Consider the following 18511-nt stretch of genomic DNA (forward strand, 5'->3'; position numbering starts at 1 on the left):
GAACTTACCTAAAACGGCGTTTCCTGGCTGGGATCGGCGTTGCCGAAGTTGGAGAGATTGTTGGCTTTGCTTTTGAAAACGCTGCCCGCTGAGGGTGGAGCACCCGCGTCGCCGGACCGGTCGAAGCTGCTCAGGCCGTTCACGTCAGGGGCGAAACCCTGCGTTCCGACTGGCTCGAAATAGGAATCCAAATCGCAGAACTTGGTGAATTTACTGATAAACCGGAGTTGAATCGTATCGAGCGAACCACTCCGATTTTTAGCGATGATAACCTCGCCCACGCCCGCCGTCGAGTTGCCGTTTTCGTCGGCGGTAATATTATAGTATTCAGGGCGATACAGGAAGCAAACCATGTCGGCATCCTGCTCAATTGAGCCTGATTCGCGCAGGTCGGAGAGCTGCGGCTTTTTGTCGCCCCCGCGCGTTTCAACGGCCCGGCTCAACTGCGACAGCGCAATAACCGGCACGTTCAGTTCTTTGGCTAAGTTCTTCAACGCCCGCGAGATGGACGCAATTTCCTGTTCGCGGTTGCCGCCCGGTCGCCCACCGCCCGATGTGTCGCCCGACATCAGTTGGAGGTAGTCGATCACGACCATCTGAATATCGTGTTGCGCTTTCAGGCGTCGGCATTTGGCCCGCAGTTCCAAGATAGACAGGGCGGGCGTATCATCGATAAATATGGGTGCTTCGGTCAGCCGCTGAATTTTGTGGTGTAGCTGCGTCCACTCGTGGGGAGCCAGCGTACCCTTCCTGATTTTTTCGGAGTCGATCTCGGCTTCGGCCGAAATAAGCCGGTTCACTAACTGCACCGACGACATCTCCAAGGAGAAAATGGCAACGGGTTTTCCGTGATCCACAGCCGCATTGCGCAGAGCGCTAACGACAAACGCAGTTTTGCCCATGGCTGGCCTAGCCGCCAGAATAATGAGTTCGGTCGGTTGCCAGCCCGACGTTACCCGGTCGAGGTTGGTGAAGCCGGAGGGTACGCCCGTTAATCCTTCCTGATTTTTCTTGGTTTCGAGTTCGTTGAGCGCCATCCGCACGATGGTGCTCATATCGGCGTAGTTCTTCTTGATGTTCGACTCCGAAATCTTGAAGAGTGACTGCTCGGCCCGGTCGAGGAGTTCAAATACGTCGGTCGTGTCCTCATAGGCGTCGCGCAGAATCGTGGACGACATGGCAATGAGCGCTCGTTTGAGGGCCTGCTCGGACACAATCCGGGCGTGGTACTCGATGTTAGCCGCTGAGTTAACCCGGAAGGTGAGTTCCGACACGAAACCACCCCCGCCTACCAATTCAATCTCCCCTGTTTTGCGCAGTTGCTGCGTGACGGTGAGCAGGTCGATGGGGTCTGAGTTGCCAAACAGCGTCAGAATGGCGTTGTAAATTCGCTGATGGGCTTCCTTGTAAAACGTTTCGGGCCGGAGAATGTCGACAACCGATGACAGGGCGTCTTTTTCAATCATCAGCGCGCCCAGCACCGCTTCTTCGAGGTCGAGCGCCTGCGGGGGCAGCTTACCTAAACCCGTGTCGAGCCAGGCGTTACCGGCCTGCTGACGACCACCGGCAAAAGCCGACGGTTTGCGAAGATGTTGGTTGGGGCGGGCGTTGTTCTCCATGTCTTAACGTACTGCAAGTTTACGCATTCCCCAGCCCAAAAGGCAAGCCGCGACCGGCCGACGTATGACCATAAAACCCCTCGCTTACCCGTAACATTCTGGTAATGTTAGTCCTATGCCCTCGAAAATAAATCTATTTTTTTAAGCAACGGTCAGGCAACAACTTGGCGTACATGGTGTGGAAAGATAGTAGGCGTCTGTCAGTCAGCAAGATACTACTTTCTCAATAGAACCCGCCTGGTTTTACGCCAAAGTTTTGCGTATAACAAGAAATAGACAGGAGCGAATAAATTTTGGTCGGGATGTGTTGTAGGAATGGAGAAATCGCTTACTTTTCGGAATCACACTCTAACGCTATTCATCGTTTGGTCGAAAAAGTCATTACCCTCGACAATGTCTCGCTCATTGATTTTCTGGGCGTGGAAAACCACAATATCAAAGAAGTGGCGGCTGCGTTTCCCATGAGTAAAATTATCTCACGGGGCAACGAAATCAGGATTAAGGGCACCACGCCCGAAATAAGCCGCATCAGCGACATTCTGGATTCGCTGATGGAACACTACCAGCGGTACGGTAAAGTTACCCACGAGAACGTGCAGAGTTACCTCAGCCACGGTGGTCTGCTCACAAACGGCACAACCGCGCCCGTGCCGCCCGACGACGACGAAGTGCTGGTATATGGCACCCGTGGCGTGGTCGTCCGGGCCAAAACTGATAACCAGAAACGCCTGGTCGAAGCCGCTGAAAAATACGATCTGGTGTTTGCCGTTGGCCCGGCCGGTACGGGTAAAACCTACACCGCCGTCGCCATTGCCGTGCGGGCGCTCAAGAATAAGGAAGTCAAGAAAATCATCATCACCCGGCCCGCCGTGGAAGCGGGGGAGAATCTGGGCTTTCTGCCAGGCGATCTGAAAGAGAAGATTGATCCCTATTTGCGGCCCATTTATGATGCGCTCGATGATATGATCCCGGCCGAAAAGCTGAAATTTTACCAGGAAAATCGTATCATCGAAATTGCCCCGCTGGCCTACATGCGCGGCCGGACGCTGAATAACGCGTTCATCCTGCTCGACGAAGCGCAGAATACGACGCCCATGCAGATGAAGATGTTTCTGACCCGGATGGGACCAACCTCGAAGGCCATCATCACCGGCGACCGGTCGCAGATTGACCTGCCTAACAAGCAGAAATCGGGTTTGATTGAGTCGGTCGACATATTGAAAAATATCAAAGGAATTTCGTTTGTCGAACTCGATGGCCGCGACGTAGTGCGCCACCGGCTTGTGCGGGAAATCATTACGGCGTATGAAAATGCAGGTGCATAAATCAGACTATACCTTGTTGAGAACCGGCTGGCGTTGGCTGGCCGGTTCTTTTTTGAGCCTGCTCAGCGTTGCTGCGGGGGCGCAATCCATCTCTACCGCCAACGGTGCGTTGCAACGCTGCGGGACAGTGGAACACGAGCGCATATTGCAGCAGCGCAACCCCAACCGGCTTCGACAGCTCAACGATCTGAACCGGCGGCTGGAACAGTTTGAGTCCGGCCGGATGCTGCTGCGGCAGGCCACCGATGAGACGGTATACCGCATTCCAATCGTCGTACACGTGGTGCATAACACGGCGTCGAACGAGATTGGGGGCGATAACAACGGGAACATCTCCGACGAACAGATTGCGTCGCAGATTCGGGTGCTGAACGAAGATTACCGCCGTCAGCCCGGCACTAATGGCTTCAACACCAATCCTGTCGGAGCCGACGCTGGCATCGAGTTTTTTTTAGCTGACAAAGACCCCAGCGGCCAGCCTACCAACGGCATCACCCGGCACTACTACCCCCAAAAGAGATCGTTCGACGTATACAATGACGACGTGCTCCTGTCGCAGATTGCTTATTGGCCCAGCGACCGGTATCTAAACATCTGGGTGACCACGGTAGACGATTTCCTCGGCTTCACGCAGTTGCCAACGACGGCCGATACCCTCAGCGGATTAGATCCTGTCAGCAATGAATTTACGGACGGGTCGATCATCGACCATCGCTATTTTGGTCGGCAGATTGGCACCGTTCGCAATTCGACGTACTGCTGCGGTCGAACCGCCACGCACGAAATTGGGCACTGGCTGGGCTTGATTCATACGTGGGGCGATGCCGTTTGTGGCAATGACTACGTAGGGGATACGCCCCGGGCGGAAGGGTCTAACCAAACTGTGAACTGCCGGGATCTGTTTTCGACCTGCTCCGGGACCCGCACCCGGAACATGATCGAAAACTACATGGACTACTCGCCAGATCTCTGCATGAACGTGTTCACGGTTGGGCAGGTGGGCCGGATGCGGAGCGTACTTAGGCTCAGTCCCCGTCGGTTTCGCGTAGTCCAGTCAACGATGACGCCCTTGGAGCCGACTGAGACACTGACCATCAATGTGTACCCCAATCCGGCGGTGGCAGATGTTCTTGTCGATGTGCGACTAAAGGACTTTCAGTCGTTTACGGTTGAACTTTTCGACATGGCCGGTCGTCAGGTAAGGGCAATGAGCTATTCGGACTCGCCAAGTACCCGCGTCTTGCTGTCGACTAATTACTTAGCCACGGGCCTGTACGTCGTTCGCGTGAAAACGGCCACCGAGTCCGTGAGCAGGCAATTGCTGGTGCAATAGGAAAAGTTTGTGGTTTGTAGTTGCGGTTCCCCGCCGGGACTGACCGCACCGGCGGATCAGCGGTCAATGCAGCATCAGCCAACCACAAACGACAAACTCAAAATTCTATGATCGACGTTTTACCCATTTCCAGCACTGCGGACCTTGACGAAGCCTTTGCTATTCGAAGGCAGGTGTTCGTTGACGAGCAAAACGTATCGGCCCGGGAAGAGTACGACGAATACGAGACCAGCAGTACGCACTTTCTGGCCCGAATCGACGGGGTCTCCTGCGGCACGGCCCGCTGGCGACGCACCTCCAATGGCGTAAAGCTGGAGCGGTTCGCCGTCCTGAAGGCGTACCGGGGCCGGGGCGTTGCTAAAGCGTTACTACAAGCCGTGCTAAACGATGTATTTAGCCAGCAGCCCGAACCCATCGAACGCATTTACCTTCATGCGCAGCTAACCGCCATGCCCCTGTATGCTGGATTTGGCTTTGTGCCGGTTGGTCCGCAATTTGATGAAGCGGGTATTCAGCACCAGAAAATGGTCCTGCCCGGCTCTTCTTATTCGAAACAATGAGGGGCCACCCCTTCGTGCGCTACACGGCCGGATTGGTAACGGGTATTCTTCTGTATACGTTCGGTCCAGCCGGGTACGGAGTGCCGCTGACTGCAATGACAGTGGGAACGGCCCTGCTCAGTTGGGGCTATGTGCGCTACCGCCATCAGCCGGTCAAACCCGTTCAGGCTGCGCAGGGTATCGGTGCATTGCTGGTATTGCTGGCCTTTGGCTGGACCATTACCTACCAGCGAACCGCCAGTAACCAACCCGATAACCTTGTTCATGCCACCGATACGTTACGGGCCTACGAGGGCGTGGTGACGACGCAGCCTGAAGAACGCGCCAAAACCTACCGGGTCGAGCTGGAAATACGCCGGGGAGATTTCACCCGTTCTGTATCGGTAACACCATCAGTAATCCCGGCTCCGCCAAACTGGCAACGCGTCAGTGGCCGGGTGATCGTTTACTTAGATAAAACCGCTGGAGCCATCCCGCGCTACGGCGAAGTTTGGTTGGTGGCCGGTTCGCCCCGCCCCATCGACCCGCCCCTGAACCCCGGCGAGTTCAACTACAAGCGGTACCTCAGCTACCGGAACATAGCGCATCAGCAATACCTGCGGCCGTTTCAGCGCCGGATTGTGGGGTATGATCCGCCCAACCGAATTACGCAGTTGGCCACAACCGTTAACCGCTGGGCCGACAGCGTGTTTACCCGACAGGTGGGCAGCCGCGCTGAATACGGCATTGTCAACGCCATGATTCTGGGCGTTCGCGACGATTTGGATACCGAAATGTACCGGGCCTATTCAGCGGCCGGGGCGGTTCATATTCTGTCCGTGTCGGGGATGCACGTCGGTATCTTGTTCGCGGTGCTGACGTTTCTGTTGAGTTTTCTCATCAAACGACCACGCGGTAAGTTGCTGATGGCCGCTCTGCAATTGCTCATATTGTGGTTCTATGCCCTCGTAACGGGCTTTTCGCCCCCGGTGCTACGGTCGGCGGGAATGTTCACGGTATTGATCGTGGCTAATGCATCGGGTCGGCAGCAGCAGTTGGCCAATACGCTGGGTGCGTCGGCGTTTTTCATCCTTTGTTACGATCCCTACGCGCTGTTCTCGGCTGGATTTCAATTGTCGTACTTAGCCGTGGCGGGCATTGGCGCGTGGCAATCGTCGCTTTCGCAGTCGTTCACGTTTCGGTACAAATGGGCAAACAAACTCTGGGAACTGACGGCGGTGGCCGTTGTCGCTCAGTTGATTACGTTTCCGCTGGGCGTATTTTATTTCCACCAGTTTCCCACGTATTTCCTGCTGGCTAACCCAATTGTGATGGTGCTGTCGTTTATTCTGCTGCCGCTGGCCATGACGACACTGGCTTTTAGCTGGGTGCCGTACCTGAGCGATGTACTCGGTTGGTGCTTACAAAAAACGGCCTGGCTACTCAACGCGGCCGTCACGCAAACCAGTCAACTGCCGGGCGCAGCCTGGGACGGTCTCTGGCTTTCGCCCGCTGCCATGCTCCTGGTCTACGCCCTCATTCTGTGCAGTATCTCGCTGGTGCTGACCCGCAACCGAGCTTACTTATGGGCGACCTGCGTGGCGGCTTTACTACTGGCGGTGCTGACCGTGTGGAACGACTACGGGCAGCGGCATCAGCAGAAGATGGCCGTTCATTTTCTGCCCCACCGAACGGCCGTTAGCCTGACCGACGGCCACGCCAGCATTCTGCTCACCGACCTCGACACGTCGGACACGCGCTCCTATGATTTCTATTTGAAAAACACGTTTGGGGAGTGGGGCGTCACCGATCTGACCGTTATTAATGCAAAAGAAGATTCATTGACTCGCGTCCCGGCTTATAGCCGTACCAAAGATTACGCGCTCTGGGTTTGGCGGGGCAAAACGCTGCTGTTGGTCAATAAACTGACTGGAAAAGGACGTTGGAAACTGCCCGCCGTGGTCGATTATTTAATCATCCGCCGAAACGCCATGCGCGAGTGGAATCAGCTAAACGGCCGCGTGGTAGCCCGGCACATCATCTTCGACGACTCCAACAAAACACCGCTGACCGACAAGCTGTTAGTGGATGCTAAACAGCGCGGAATCACGTGTTACTCGGTACGGCAAATGGGCGCGTACGTGGCAGAATTGGAGTGACTTTGGTTATATTTACAGATAAACCAGCCTGGCTATGACACTCAGCATAGAAAATATACCGGACGAGCAACGCACAACCGTTACGTTCGCCGACTATTTGATGGACGATGATGCGTTCTACGAATTCTGCCGCCAGAACGACCATCTCAAATTCGAACGCAATCCCGACGGAACTATCGTAGCAATGCCCAATACAGGCGGAAAAACCGGAATTAGAAACACAAAAATTACATCCCGGCTCGACATGTGGTCGGAGTCGTTTGGCGGCTTGGTATTTGATTCATCAACGGCTTTCAAACTGCCCAATGGAGCCACCCGATCACCGGACGCAGCCTGGATCAGTGATGTCCGTTGGAACCAACTGACCGACAGCCAGCAGGAGAAGTTTCCGCCCGTTGCGCCGGATTTTGTAGTCGAGCTTATGTCTAAGACGGATTCGCTTAATAGCGCCAAGGAGAAAATGCAGGAGTATATTACCAACGGCGTTTTGTTAGGTTGGCTGGTCAACGTCAAACAGCAGGAAGTGCTTATTTACCGTGCCGACGGAACAATCAGCAGGCATACGGACTTTGAACAGCCGATTTCGGGTGAGAATGTGCTGCCGGGATTTGCGTTCAATTTGCGGTTGTTGCTGCGTTAAATCCTGACCATAAGTTCTTGGTATTGATTCACCTCCACCAATTAGAAACACCAAACTTTTCCCGTATACAGTCCGTTAGACAAGTATATGGAAACGCTCGAAAAAATCCGTAAGGCGTACACTGAATACGTTCTTGAACACGGTCATCAACCCACCTCCGTCTTCCAGTTTGCCAAAAAGCTGAAACTGGCCGAAGCCGATTTTTATACGCATTACGCCAGTTTCGACGCCATCGAAGCCGACATCTGGCTGGCGTTTTTCTCCGAAGCCAAAGCCACCGTCGAAGCCGACGAAACCTACCAGGGCTACTCCGTTCGCGAGAAACTACTGGCGTTCTACTACACTTGGATTGAGTTGCTGAAAGGACAGCGCAGTTTCGTTGTCTACAGCTATGGGCGGCTCCGGGACGGTGCCATGACCAGCCCCACGTCGCGGGCCGGAATGCGGGCGCGTTGGGCGGGGCAGAACGCCCAGAGCCGGGTGCTTTTCCCCTTCAAAGACGCCTTTTTCGACTACGCCCGCGACTTGCTGGCTGAAGGACGCGAAAGCAAAGAAGTGGAGCCGCGTGCCTTTATAACGGATCGCTACCCCAACGCACTCTGGCGGCAAACGCTGTTCCTGCTCAATTTCTGGGTGAACGACGTGAGCAAAAACTTTGAGAAGACCGACACCGCCATCGAAAAAGCCGTCAACACGTCCTTCGACCTCATCGGCCGCTCACCCCTCGATACCTTGTTTGACTTCGCCAAATTCATTTATCAAAATAGGTGATTACAGTAGTCGTAAGTCGGTAAGTCATAAGTCGCAAGTACATCTTGCGGCAGCTACTTACGACTTATGACTTACCGACTTACGACTATTATATGAAAACCCAAAGCTCCGTCCCGACGACCAAAGTTGCCCGTGCCAGTCAGTTCATGAAGGCCGGGGTGAAGGTTGGCGGCAATTACATCAAGCATTATAGCAAGAAACTCCTCGATCCCAGCCGGTCGAAAGAGGAACTGCACAAAGCCAATGCGGCTGACATCTACGACGCCCTGAGCGAGTTGAAAGGTTCGGCCCTGAAAATGGCGCAGATGCTGAGCATGGACCGGGGCCTGTTGCCGGTGGCCTACTCCGACAAGTTCACGATGGCGCAGTATTCGGCACCCCCGCTGTCGGGGCCGCTGGTGGTCAAGACGTTTAAGACGTACTTCGGTAAAACGCCATCGCAATTGTATGACAAATTCGATATCGAAGCCGTTAATGCCGCCAGTATTGGGCAGGTGCATCAGGCGTGGAAAGACGGTAAGAAGTTAGCCGTGAAAGTGCAGTATCCCGGCGTGGCCGACGCCGTTGTGTCGGATTTGCGCATTGCCAAACCGCTGGCCGTGACGCTGCTGAACCTGAACGAGCGCGACATTGATCGCTACATGGGCGAGGTGGAAGCCAAACTGCTCGAAGAAACCGATTACGACCTGGAACTGAAGCGCTCCATCGAAATATCGGAGGCCTGCGCTCATATTCCTGACTTAGTGTTCCCGAAATATTATCCTGAACTGTCGTCGAAACGAATTCTGACGATGGACTGGCTCGACGGAATGCACCTGAAGGAATTCCTGAAAACGAACCCGTCGCAAGCTGTCCGTAACCAGATTGGGCAGGCGCTGTGGGATTTCTACGATTTCCAGATACACACCCTTCGGCAGGTTCACGCCGACCCGCATCCCGGCAACTTCCTCATGCGGGCCGACGGCACGATGGGCGTCATCGACTTCGGCTGCGTGAAGGTGATCCCGGATTTCTATTACGATAATTATTTCCGGCTCGTCAACCCCGACACCATTGAGGACGACGCGCTGATGGAGCAGATTTTCGAGAACCTGGAGTTCCTGACCCCGGTTGATTCGCCGAAAGACCGGGCGTTCTTTTCGGGCCTGTTCAAGCAAATGATCCGAATGCTGGGCGAACCGTTCGCCGTGGAGGAATTTGATTTTGGCGACGACCGGTACTTCAACGAAGTCTACGCGTTTGCTGAAGGGCTGACCAAAGTGGAGCAACTGAAAAGTTCGAAAGTAGCCCGTGGATCGCAGGACGGCCTGTATGTGAACCGCACCTACTACGGTCTCTACGCCATGCTGAACGAGCTGAAAGCCAGAGTTGTCACAACTAAACCCGAGTGGTTGCGGTCGAAGAAAGTACTGGCCTAAACGAACGACGAATCAGGTAGTCGCGGACGCATAGATTCGTTCGACGATTTCCTGTAAAATAGCGCCCTGTTTGGCGGTGCAAACGTTCGATGGTTTCCCCTGGCAGGCATCCAGAAAAGCCGCCGTGTTCTTTAGCTGCATATCGCCATCGTTCAGATACGGGAACTGAACATCGGCCAGTTCACCCGCCAGTTCGGTGTGCAACGCGAACGGGAAAAGCCTGACACCCCCTTTGCTGCCAAAGATCTCCAGATTGCGATCTACGTCAACCTGCGTGTTCAGGGCAAAGGAAGCCGACAGCATGATGGACGATTTATCCGGAAACGAAAGGTAAGCCATAGCCGCATCGTCAACCTCAAACGTGTCTGGATTCCAGGTGCCCATTAGCCCTTTGCCGCCCGCCTTGCCAATAAAATTGTATGTATTACCCAGCACCTGATCCGGTGTGGAATAGTCGAGGGCGCACAGGGCTAAATCGAGTACGTGAACGCCGAGGTCGATGAGCGCCCCACCGCCCTGCACGGCCTTGTTGGTGAAGTAACCCCAGCCCGGAATGCCCCGCCGACGCAGAAAATGTGCCTTGATGTGGTAGATGTCGCCCAGCAGTCCGTCACGTTTGCAGCGCATGAGCAATGCCCACTCGGCCGACTGCCGAAGCTGAAAATTATACGCCAGCATCCGGTCTTTCCGCGCAGCAACGTCAGCCATTTCGCGGGCGTTTGGGGCGTTGAGGGCGGGTGGTTTCTCACAAAAAACATGGCAGTTATGCGCCAATGCTTCCATCGTCTGCGGGTAGTGGAGGTTGTTAGGCGTACAGATAACCACCAAATCAGGAGCGCACTGACGATACAGCTCGCCGGTGTCGTTAAAAGCATGGACAATGCCGTGTTTGTCGGCTAAGGCACGGGCTTTGCTGAGGTCACGGCTGCAAACAGCCACGATTTCAACTTGCTCTGGTAACATTTTGAGCGCCGGAATGTGGTTGTTATCGGCAATATTGCCTCCGCCGATGATTGCTGCTTTAAATAGGGACATGCCGTAAAGAAAGCAAAAAGCTGAGTTAGTTTATCCATCCCGTACCTTTACTGAATGCTACTTACCACCGACACGCCCGTAACGCACACAAGGCCCCGCTTCGATGATATTTTCATGGAACTGGCCGTGAATCTGGCCAAACGGTCGCACTGCATCCGGGCGCAGGTGGGGGCGGTGCTCACCCGCGAGACGCGCATCATTTCCATCGGCTACAACGGGCCGCCCGCCGGAACCCACAACTGCGACGAGGAGTTTCCCGGTGTGGGCTGCCCCCGCGACTCCAAAGGCTCCTGCTCGCTCGCTCTCCACGCCGAACAAAATGCTATTCTGTATGCTGCCAAAAACGGTTCGGAGATTGAAGGAGCTACGATTTATGTGACCCTCTCGCCCTGCATCGCCTGCGCCCGGATTATCTACAGCATGAAAATCGCCCGCGTTATTTTCCTGCATTCCTACGCCGAATACAAAGGAATCGGAACTGACGAGGGGGTTGACTTTTTGCGCCGGTTTGGCGTGACGGTCGAACGCTACCAGCCGGGCAACGGAGTTACGTTGCTGTCTGAACCACCCATTTCCCGAAAAGCGGAGGTGAACGCGCCGGGCCAATGAACATACTGGCGCATGGCTGGCTCTCCGGTCGAAACGATAGCTTGCTGTCGGGTAATTTTCTGGGCGATTTTGTCAAAGGTGATCCGACCCATCCCCGGCACAGCCTGACGCCCGGCGAGGTAGCGGGTATTCGGCTGCACCGCGCCATTGACAGCTTCACGGATACTCACCCCGACGTGGCGGCCGTGCGCGACTTGCTGCGTCCGCGTTGCCATAAATACGCGGGCCCGGCGGTCGACATCTTTTTTGATCATTTTCTGGCTGCCAACTTCACCCAACTTACCGGCGAATCGCTGCCCGCGTTTACGCAGTACTTCTACGAAACGCTCCAGCGCAACAGCGCTCATTTTCCGGCCCCGGCTATCAGGATGCTCAGCGCCATGGTTCAGTACGACTGGCTCCGGCACTACCCGACGATTGAAGGCATTGACCGGTCGTTGAAAGGCGTTTCGCGCCGGACGGCGTTCCCGTCGGGATTAGATACGGCTATAGTCGATCTGGAGCGGTACTACGACGAAATCAGTGAGCGGTTTGCCCATTTCTGGCCGCAGTTGGTAGTTCATTGTGAGCACTTTACTGCTTCACTGGGCGTAAGACAGGTTTAACTTTTTGCTGACGCTTAGCTCTTCGACTACGCGTCCCGGACAAGCTCAGGGTGACCACAAACTTGACTCAAGTCCACTATTTTCATTCAATTTTCCCGTCACCCTGAGCTTGTCCGGGACGCGTAGTCGAAGGGCTAAGCGTCAGCCATTTTCCCATACCAGACAAACTTGTCTTATATCCCTTTGCCAGATAGTTTGTAGCAACGCAGTCCATGGAGCTATTCTCAGGCCGGTAAGAAATAAATGGCCTACAGTAAAGCTAAACGACGGTGGGAAGGCGGTTGTGGGCATAGTAAGTGGGCCGGTTTATTGTCTTTGCTGGCTGTAGTCTAACGATGTCAGGCGATAAACCAATTTAAACCCTCCATACGATGATCCGCCCCATGAACCGCCGGGATTTCCTGAAAACGAGTGGCGCCGGGGCGCTCAGTCTGGCCCTGCTTCCGGGCATGACCCGCAAAGTGGCCCCCAGCGACCGCCTGCGGGTGGCACACATCGGGCTGAACGGCATGGGTACCAATCACCTCAACTGGTTTGCCAACCTGCCCGACGTGGAGGTCGTTGGCTTGTGCGATGTTGATGAGACTCACCTCAACAAAGCCCTTGGCGTATTGCAGAAAATCCAGCCCAACACCACCGCCAAAACCTACGCCGACTTCCGGTATCTGCTCGACCGACCCGACATCGACGCCATCACCTGCGCCACGCCCGACCACTGGCACGCCCAAATCGCCATCATGGCATTTCAGGCGGGTAAAGATGTGTATGGCGAGAAGCCGCTATCCTACAGCGTTCGGGAGGGTCAGCAGATGGAGAAAGCGCTCAACCGCTACGACCGTATTTTTCAGTTGGGAACTCAGATTCACGCGGGCGATAATTACCACCGGGTGGTCGAGATAATCCGGGCTGGGGCCATTGGCCGGGTGCATACGGTCCGGCTCTGGAAAACGGGTTTTCCGCCCGTGCTGGGTCCGGCCACGTACCAGACTCCTCCGCCCACGCTCAATTGGGACATGTGGCAGGGGCCAGCCCCGGTTTCGCTCTACGCACCCGAACGGTGCCATTTTAATTACCGCTACTTTCTGGATTATTCGGGGGGCGTATTTCAGGATTTCTGGTGCCACATTGCCGATGTCGTCTGGTGGTCGATCAACCCCACCGGATTGAAAAGCATCCGGGCGAAAGGCGAAGCGCCGGAGGGTATTGCCGACGCGCCCAAATGGATTGATGTCGACTACGAATTCGATAACCTCACGCTCCACTGGACCAGCACCCCACCTAATGTGCCGGGTGCTGAAAAACGGGGCATTGGCGCGTATTTCGAGGGCGACAAAGGCACCCTCCTCTGCGACTACAATACCCGCGAGATTACCATCAACGGCGTCACGATGACCGACGTACCCGAGGTGCCCATCACGCTTGAACGTTCGCCGGGGCACCAGCAGAACTTTGTGAACGCCGTGAAGTCGCGCCAGCAGCCGGAATCGAACCTCGCCTACGCCCGGCAAATGACTCTGCCCATGCACCTCGGTCTGATTGCCTACCGGCTGGGTGAGCCGCTGGAGTGGAACGCCCGCAAAGAGAAATTTCGCCACAACGCCGAGGCCAACGCCCTGCTGTCGCGGAAATACCGAACCGGGTGGAAATTAACGTAGTAAACTTACCCCCCTCACCGTATGAAACGAAGAGAGTTTGTTAAGGCTACCGGCGTCCTGGGCGGAGCGTACGCCCTGTCAGGATCGGCTGCGTGGGCCAGCGTTGGGTCACCAATGGAACCTAACAACTGGCTCGATGGGCCGATGCGGTGGGCACAGCTCGCCTTCGTCGAACGGGACCCCGGCCAGTATGACCCGGACTTCTGGCTCAGTTATTTCAAACGCATTCACGCCGATGGTGCCTTACTGAGCGCGGGTGGCGTCGTGGCCTTTTATCCGACCAGCATTCCTCTGCACCACCGGAGCGATTTTCTGGGCAACGCCGACACGCTGGGGTATTTGGTTGAAGGCTGTCGCAAGCAGGGCATGTCCATCATGCTCCGCACCGATCCCCATGCCGCCCGGCAGAACGTGTACGACGCGCACCCCGACTGGATTGCCGTAACCGCCGACGGGCAGAAACGCCGTCACTGGGCCAACCCGGACTTGTGGGTGACCTGCGCGCTGGGACCGTACAACTTCGAGTTCATGACCCAGGTGAACATCGAAATCATGCAACGCTACCAGCCAGATGGCCTGTTCTCGAACCGATGGGCTGGCCACGACATTTGTTATTGCGAGCACTGTACGCGCAACTTTAAGGCCTACGCCAGTCTGGAACTACCCAGAAAAGTGGATAAGTTTGATCCTGGCTACCGCAAATATGCCGAATGGCGGGTTGGGCGTCTGCGGGAGTTGTGGGCGGTGTGGGACGCCGGAATCCGCAGCCAGCGGTCCACGTCCCGCTTTATACCCAACGGGTTTCCCGATCGGGTGGTGACGGGTCGGGAAGCCGATCTTTTCTTTGCCGATCAGCAGGCCCGGCGCGGTCTCACGGCCCCCTGGTCGAACGGGAAAGGGGCCAAAGAACTTAGGTCGACGCTCGGACTGAAGCCGCTGATTGGTATTTTCAGTGTCGGGGTCGAGGAGGAATTCCGTTGGAAAGACTCGGTGCAGAGCGACGCTGAAATCCGAATTTGGGTGGCCGAAGGAACAGCCAACGGGATGCGGCCGTGCTTCGTTAAGTTCGGGGGCGTCATCTACGACAAGCGGTGGATGGATGCCGTGGCGACGCTGTACGAGGGCTACCACCGAAACGAAAAATACCTGCGCAACACCGCTTCCCTGTCCCGCATCGGCGTGGTGTATTCGGAACAGACCGAGCAGAATTACGGCGGCAAGCCGTGGCAGCAGAGAAGTCCCGACCACCTCGATGGCATGTACCACGCGCTCGTAGAAAGCCGCCTGCCCTTCGACATGGTCAACGACCGACTGCTGGAACCGGAGAACCTGAACCGGTTCAAACTGCTGGTACTACCCAACATTGCGGCCCTGTCCGACAAACAGTGTCGTCAGTTGGCGCAGTATGTGCAGACCGGCGGGAGCCTGGTAGCCACGTTTGAAACGTCGCTTTACGATGAGAACGGCAAGCAGCGGCCTGACTTTGGACTCGCCAGCCTGTTCGGCGTTGCCTACGACCAGCGGGTGGAAGGTCCCCTGCGAAACAGCTATTTGCAACTCCGCCACGAGGCCGCAAACCCCCAGACCCGGCAGATACTAACCGGCCTGGCCGACACGCCCCGCATTGTGAATGCTATCTATAAGGTCAATGTAAAGCCAACGACAACGTTTCCCAGCCCGATTACGCTCATTCCTACGTACCCCGATTTGCCGATGGAGGATGTGTATCCGCGCGTCCCCGAAACCGACATTCGCGAATTATACCTCCGGCAGGTCGGAAAGGGGCGGGTTGCCTACATTCCCGGCGATCTGGACCGGTCGTTCTGGCAGTTACTGAACGTCGATCACGGTCAGCTTCTGGGCAACGTAGTGCGGTGGGCACTCGACGAGGAACCCGTTGCCGTTGTAACGGGGCCGGGAGTAATCGATGTTACGGTGTGGCAGCAGGCGAAATCCATGACCGTGCACCTGGTAAATCTGACAAATCCGATGATGCTGAAAGGGCCTTTCCGGGAACTGATCCCCGTAGATGCTCAGGTTTCCGTGCAAATACCGGCTGGGGCAAAGGTGATGGCTGTCCACCTGCTGATGAGCCAACAGACGCCCAAATTCGACCTTCGGGGAGGCCGGGTAACGGTCACGGTGCCCCGAATTTTAGACCATGAAATTGTAGCGCTCGATCTGGCATGAGTAGATGCACAGCTTACTATGCAATTGTAGGAGTCATCAGGCTTGTCTGCCTCACTTACTACTTACTGCCCCAATAGCACACGACTCATGGTCTGGAAACAAGTCATTGACCCGTTCGGGAACATCGTTGTATCGGTTCTGGTGGCGGCTGTACCCATACTGTTTATTTTCTGGGCGCTGATTATCAGGAAGATGAAGGGATACCAGTCGAGCTTATCGGCTACCCTGATCGCGATGCTGATTGCCATTCTTGTGTATGGAATGCCGGTCAAACTGGCCCTGCTGTCGGCTGCGCACGGTGCGTTATATGGCCTGTTCCCCATTTGCTGGTTGGTAATCATGGCGGTTTTTTTGTTCAACCTCACCGTTAAAAGTGGCCAGTTCGAGATCATCAAACATGTTATGGGGTCGATCACGGCCGACCGGAGGCTACAGGCTCTGCTGATTGCATTTTCGTTCGGATCGTTCCTGGAAGGCACGGCCGGTTTTGGCGCACCCGTGGCCATCACGGCGGCCATGCTTGTGGGCTTAGGGTTCAATCCGCTCTACGCATCGGGCATCTGCCTGATTGCCAACACCGCTCCCGTTGCCTTCGGCTCCATCGGGATTCCTATTACGGTGGCTTCGCAAGTGTCGGGAATTCCGGAGACGCCCATTTCGCAGATGGTTGGCCGGACCCTGCCCATCCTGTCCATTCTGTTGCCGTTTTACCTGGTAACGATCATCGCTGGTTTTCGCCGGGCCTCGGAGATTGCACCGGCCGTGCTGGTGTCGGGCGTATCGTTCGCGTTTTTCCAGTGGTTCACGTCCAACTACATGGGACCAGCCCTGCCCGACGTGATTGCCGGTCTCGGTTCGATCATCTGCCTGATGGTCTTTCTACGATTCTGGAAGCCCAAAACCATCTGGCGGTTTGCCAACGAACCCGCCCCCACGTTTAGCCCCAACGCGACGTACACGAATGGGCAGATCATTCGGGCGTGGTCACCCTTCCTGGTGCTCACCATCACGATCATCGCCTGGGGATTGCAGCCGGTCAAGGACGTGCTCAACGCATCTGGGCTGACCCAGTTTGAATTTCCCGGACTGCATAACGCCATTCAGGGGAGCGATGGCAACCTGCTGCCCAAAGTGTTTCGGGTTAATTACCTGTCGGCTGCGGGGACGGCCATCCTGATTGCCGCGCTCATCGCCATTCCGCTGGTTGGCCTGACCTACCGGGAGGGCGTTCGGGTATTTGGGACGACGCTGAACCAACTAAAGTTTCCGATTCTCACCATTGCGTCGGTGCTGGGGTTTGCCTACATCCTCAATGACTCCGGCATCACGCTCACGCTGGCGACTGTACTGGCCAGCACGGGTTCACTGTTTCCGTTTTTTGCGCCTATGCTCGGCTGGCTGGGGGTGTTTATCACCGGTTCCGATACGTCGGCCAATGCCCTGTTCAGTAAACTCCAGTACGCCACCGCCACGTCGATTGGTGTGGACCCCGTGGTGACCGTTGCCGCCAACGTGTCGGGTGGGGTGGTGGGCAAGATGATTTCTCCGCAGTCGATTGCCGTAGCCGCAGCGGCCGGGAATTTAGTGGGTCAGGAGTCGACGCTGTTTCGCTTTACCGTAAAGCACAGTTTTTACATGCTGACGTTTATCTGTTTTCTGACGCTGGCCCAGGCCTACGTGCTGAAATGGCTGATTCCAGTGTATAAAATGCAGGACGTTAAAAAGACGACAGTGCTGCCCGATCTGTCGCAGGGGTACACGTATTTACTGTTTCTGGCTATACTCCTAACTTCGCTGGCGGTCGCTATTTCACGCACCCGCCGGAGTGAAAAGCCAGCGCAGGACTTAGTGAACTGATTGGCTTATAACAGGTAAATTCGTTTCTTTAATTGTTACTTAAACCTGTTTGTAACTGCTTGCCGAAAATTTAATAGAATGACACAACCGGACAATAGTTCAGCAGAATACCCTTTGCTTGAGGTAAAAGTGAAAACCGGCCAGGAGCGCTTCCAACTTAAAGGACAGGAACTGGATGTTTTGTTATTAGATTTCTGGCGTTGGTCAGCTTCCGATTTAGTCAATAATGCGCTACGTGGACAGTTAGCAGAGTACATTGTAGCTCAGGCTCTTAATATCACACATCGTGTAAGAATTGAATGGGATTCTTATGACCTGATGACGGGTGCTGGTACGCGCATAGAAGTGAAGTCTGCAGCCTACTTACAATCTTGGCATCAGAAGAAGCTTTCCAGTATAAGTTTTGGTATACGTCCTACAACAGGGTGGGATGCTGAAAATAGCAAATATAAAATGGAAGTAAAACGGCAGGCTGATGTATATGTGTTCTGTGTTCTTGGCCACAAAGAGAAAAATACTGTTAACCCACTCGACTTGGATCAATGGGAATTCTACGTGCTGGCAACCTCCGTTATAGATTCTGCATGTCCAGTTCAGAAAACGATAAGTTTATCAACACTTCAGAAATTAAAGCCCAGACACGTAAAGTTTCAAGAACTGGCTTTAGCGATTGAAGGATATAGAGAGTCTACTGACATTGTCAATTAATCATGAAGTCTTACTCATTTATCTGATAGTATCCGTTTTCTATCTGTA

Annotated in this window: 15 protein-coding genes; 13 read left to right on the top strand and 2 right to left on the bottom strand. The window is 55.1% G+C overall.

What is annotated here, in order from left to right; genetic code table 11:
• Nucleotides 1-8: 8 nt before the first annotated feature.
• Complete coding sequence (gene dnaB / locus ACYVHB_RS19680; RefSeq protein WP_461053491.1) at nt 9-1619, bottom strand: replicative DNA helicase; 1611 nt, start codon at nt 1617-1619, stop codon at nt 9-11.
• A 365-nt stretch (nt 1620-1984) separates the two neighbouring features.
• Between dnaB and ACYVHB_RS19685 the strand changes: the two genes are divergently transcribed.
• The 7 genes from ACYVHB_RS19685 (at nt 1985) to ACYVHB_RS19715 (ending at nt 9804) form a co-directional block, all read left to right on the top strand.
• Nucleotides 1985-2944 (top strand): PhoH family protein, encoded by a 960-nt coding sequence (locus ACYVHB_RS19685; protein ID WP_461053492.1) that lies wholly within the window; start codon nt 1985-1987, stop codon nt 2942-2944.
• Nucleotides 2925-4277 carry a M43 family zinc metalloprotease gene (locus tag ACYVHB_RS19690; protein WP_461053493.1) on the top strand — a complete coding sequence of 451 codons (1353 nt, stop codon included), beginning with the start codon at nt 2925-2927 and terminating at the stop codon, nt 4275-4277. The genes ACYVHB_RS19685 and ACYVHB_RS19690 overlap by 20 nt, the downstream gene beginning before the upstream one ends.
• 107 nt (nt 4278-4384) lie before the next feature.
• Nucleotides 4385-4837, top strand: coding sequence for a GNAT family N-acetyltransferase (locus tag ACYVHB_RS19695; RefSeq protein WP_461053494.1), 453 nt, complete (start codon nt 4385-4387; stop codon nt 4835-4837).
• Nucleotides 4834-6975 carry a ComEC/Rec2 family competence protein gene (locus tag ACYVHB_RS19700; protein ID WP_461053495.1) on the top strand — a complete coding sequence of 714 codons (2142 nt, stop codon included), beginning with the start codon at nt 4834-4836 and terminating at the stop codon, nt 6973-6975. Before ACYVHB_RS19695 ends, ACYVHB_RS19700 begins: the two co-directional genes overlap by 4 nt.
• 34 nt (nt 6976-7009) lie before the next feature.
• Nucleotides 7010-7615 carry a Uma2 family endonuclease gene (locus tag ACYVHB_RS19705; protein ID WP_461053496.1) on the top strand — a complete coding sequence of 202 codons (606 nt, stop codon included), beginning with the start codon at nt 7010-7012 and terminating at the stop codon, nt 7613-7615.
• 87 nt (nt 7616-7702) lie between these two features.
• Entirely contained in the window at nt 7703-8386 is a 684-nt protein-coding gene (locus ACYVHB_RS19710; RefSeq protein WP_461053497.1) for a TetR/AcrR family transcriptional regulator, read from the top strand.
• Nucleotides 8387-8478: 92 nt separating this feature from the next.
• Entirely contained in the window at nt 8479-9804 is a 1326-nt protein-coding gene (locus ACYVHB_RS19715) for an ABC1 kinase family protein (protein ID WP_461053498.1), read from the top strand.
• Nucleotides 9805-9816: 12 nt separating this feature from the next.
• Here the strand turns inward: ACYVHB_RS19715 and ACYVHB_RS19720 are convergent, their stop codons facing one another.
• Complete coding sequence (locus ACYVHB_RS19720; RefSeq protein WP_461053499.1) at nt 9817-10839, bottom strand: Gfo/Idh/MocA family protein; 1023 nt, start codon at nt 10837-10839, stop codon at nt 9817-9819.
• A 54-nt stretch (nt 10840-10893) separates the two neighbouring features.
• Between ACYVHB_RS19720 and ACYVHB_RS19725 the strand changes: the two genes are divergently transcribed.
• The 6 genes from ACYVHB_RS19725 to ACYVHB_RS19750 all read left to right on the top strand — a co-directional run bounded on the left by ACYVHB_RS19725 (nt 10894) and on the right by ACYVHB_RS19750 (nt 18463).
• Nucleotides 10894-11448, top strand: a complete 555-nt coding sequence (locus tag ACYVHB_RS19725; RefSeq protein ID WP_461053500.1) for a deoxycytidylate deaminase — start codon at nt 10894-10896, stop codon at nt 11446-11448.
• A complete protein-coding gene (locus ACYVHB_RS19730; RefSeq protein ID WP_461053501.1) occupies nt 11445-12053 on the top strand; it encodes an acyl carrier protein phosphodiesterase in 609 nt (202 codons plus the stop codon). The genes ACYVHB_RS19725 and ACYVHB_RS19730 overlap by 4 nt, the downstream gene beginning before the upstream one ends.
• Before the next feature lie 371 nt (nt 12054-12424).
• Complete coding sequence (locus ACYVHB_RS19735) at nt 12425-13708, top strand: Gfo/Idh/MocA family oxidoreductase (protein ID WP_461053502.1); 1284 nt, start codon at nt 12425-12427, stop codon at nt 13706-13708.
• A gap of 21 nt (nt 13709-13729) precedes the next feature.
• The gene (locus ACYVHB_RS19740; protein WP_461053503.1) at nt 13730-15898 is read left to right on the top strand and encodes an alpha-amylase family protein; all 2169 of its coding nucleotides are present in this window, start codon (nt 13730-13732) and stop codon (nt 15896-15898) included.
• 87 nt (nt 15899-15985) lie between these two features.
• Nucleotides 15986-17755 carry an L-lactate permease gene (locus ACYVHB_RS19745; protein ID WP_461053504.1) on the top strand — a complete coding sequence of 590 codons (1770 nt, stop codon included), beginning with the start codon at nt 15986-15988 and terminating at the stop codon, nt 17753-17755.
• Nucleotides 17756-17833: 78 nt separating this feature from the next.
• Nucleotides 17834-18463, top strand: a complete 630-nt coding sequence (locus ACYVHB_RS19750) for a hypothetical protein (protein WP_461053505.1) — start codon at nt 17834-17836, stop codon at nt 18461-18463.
• The last annotated feature ends 48 nt before the right edge of the window (nt 18464-18511 follow it).

It is taken from the genome of Spirosoma arcticum, from assembly GCF_054779955.1.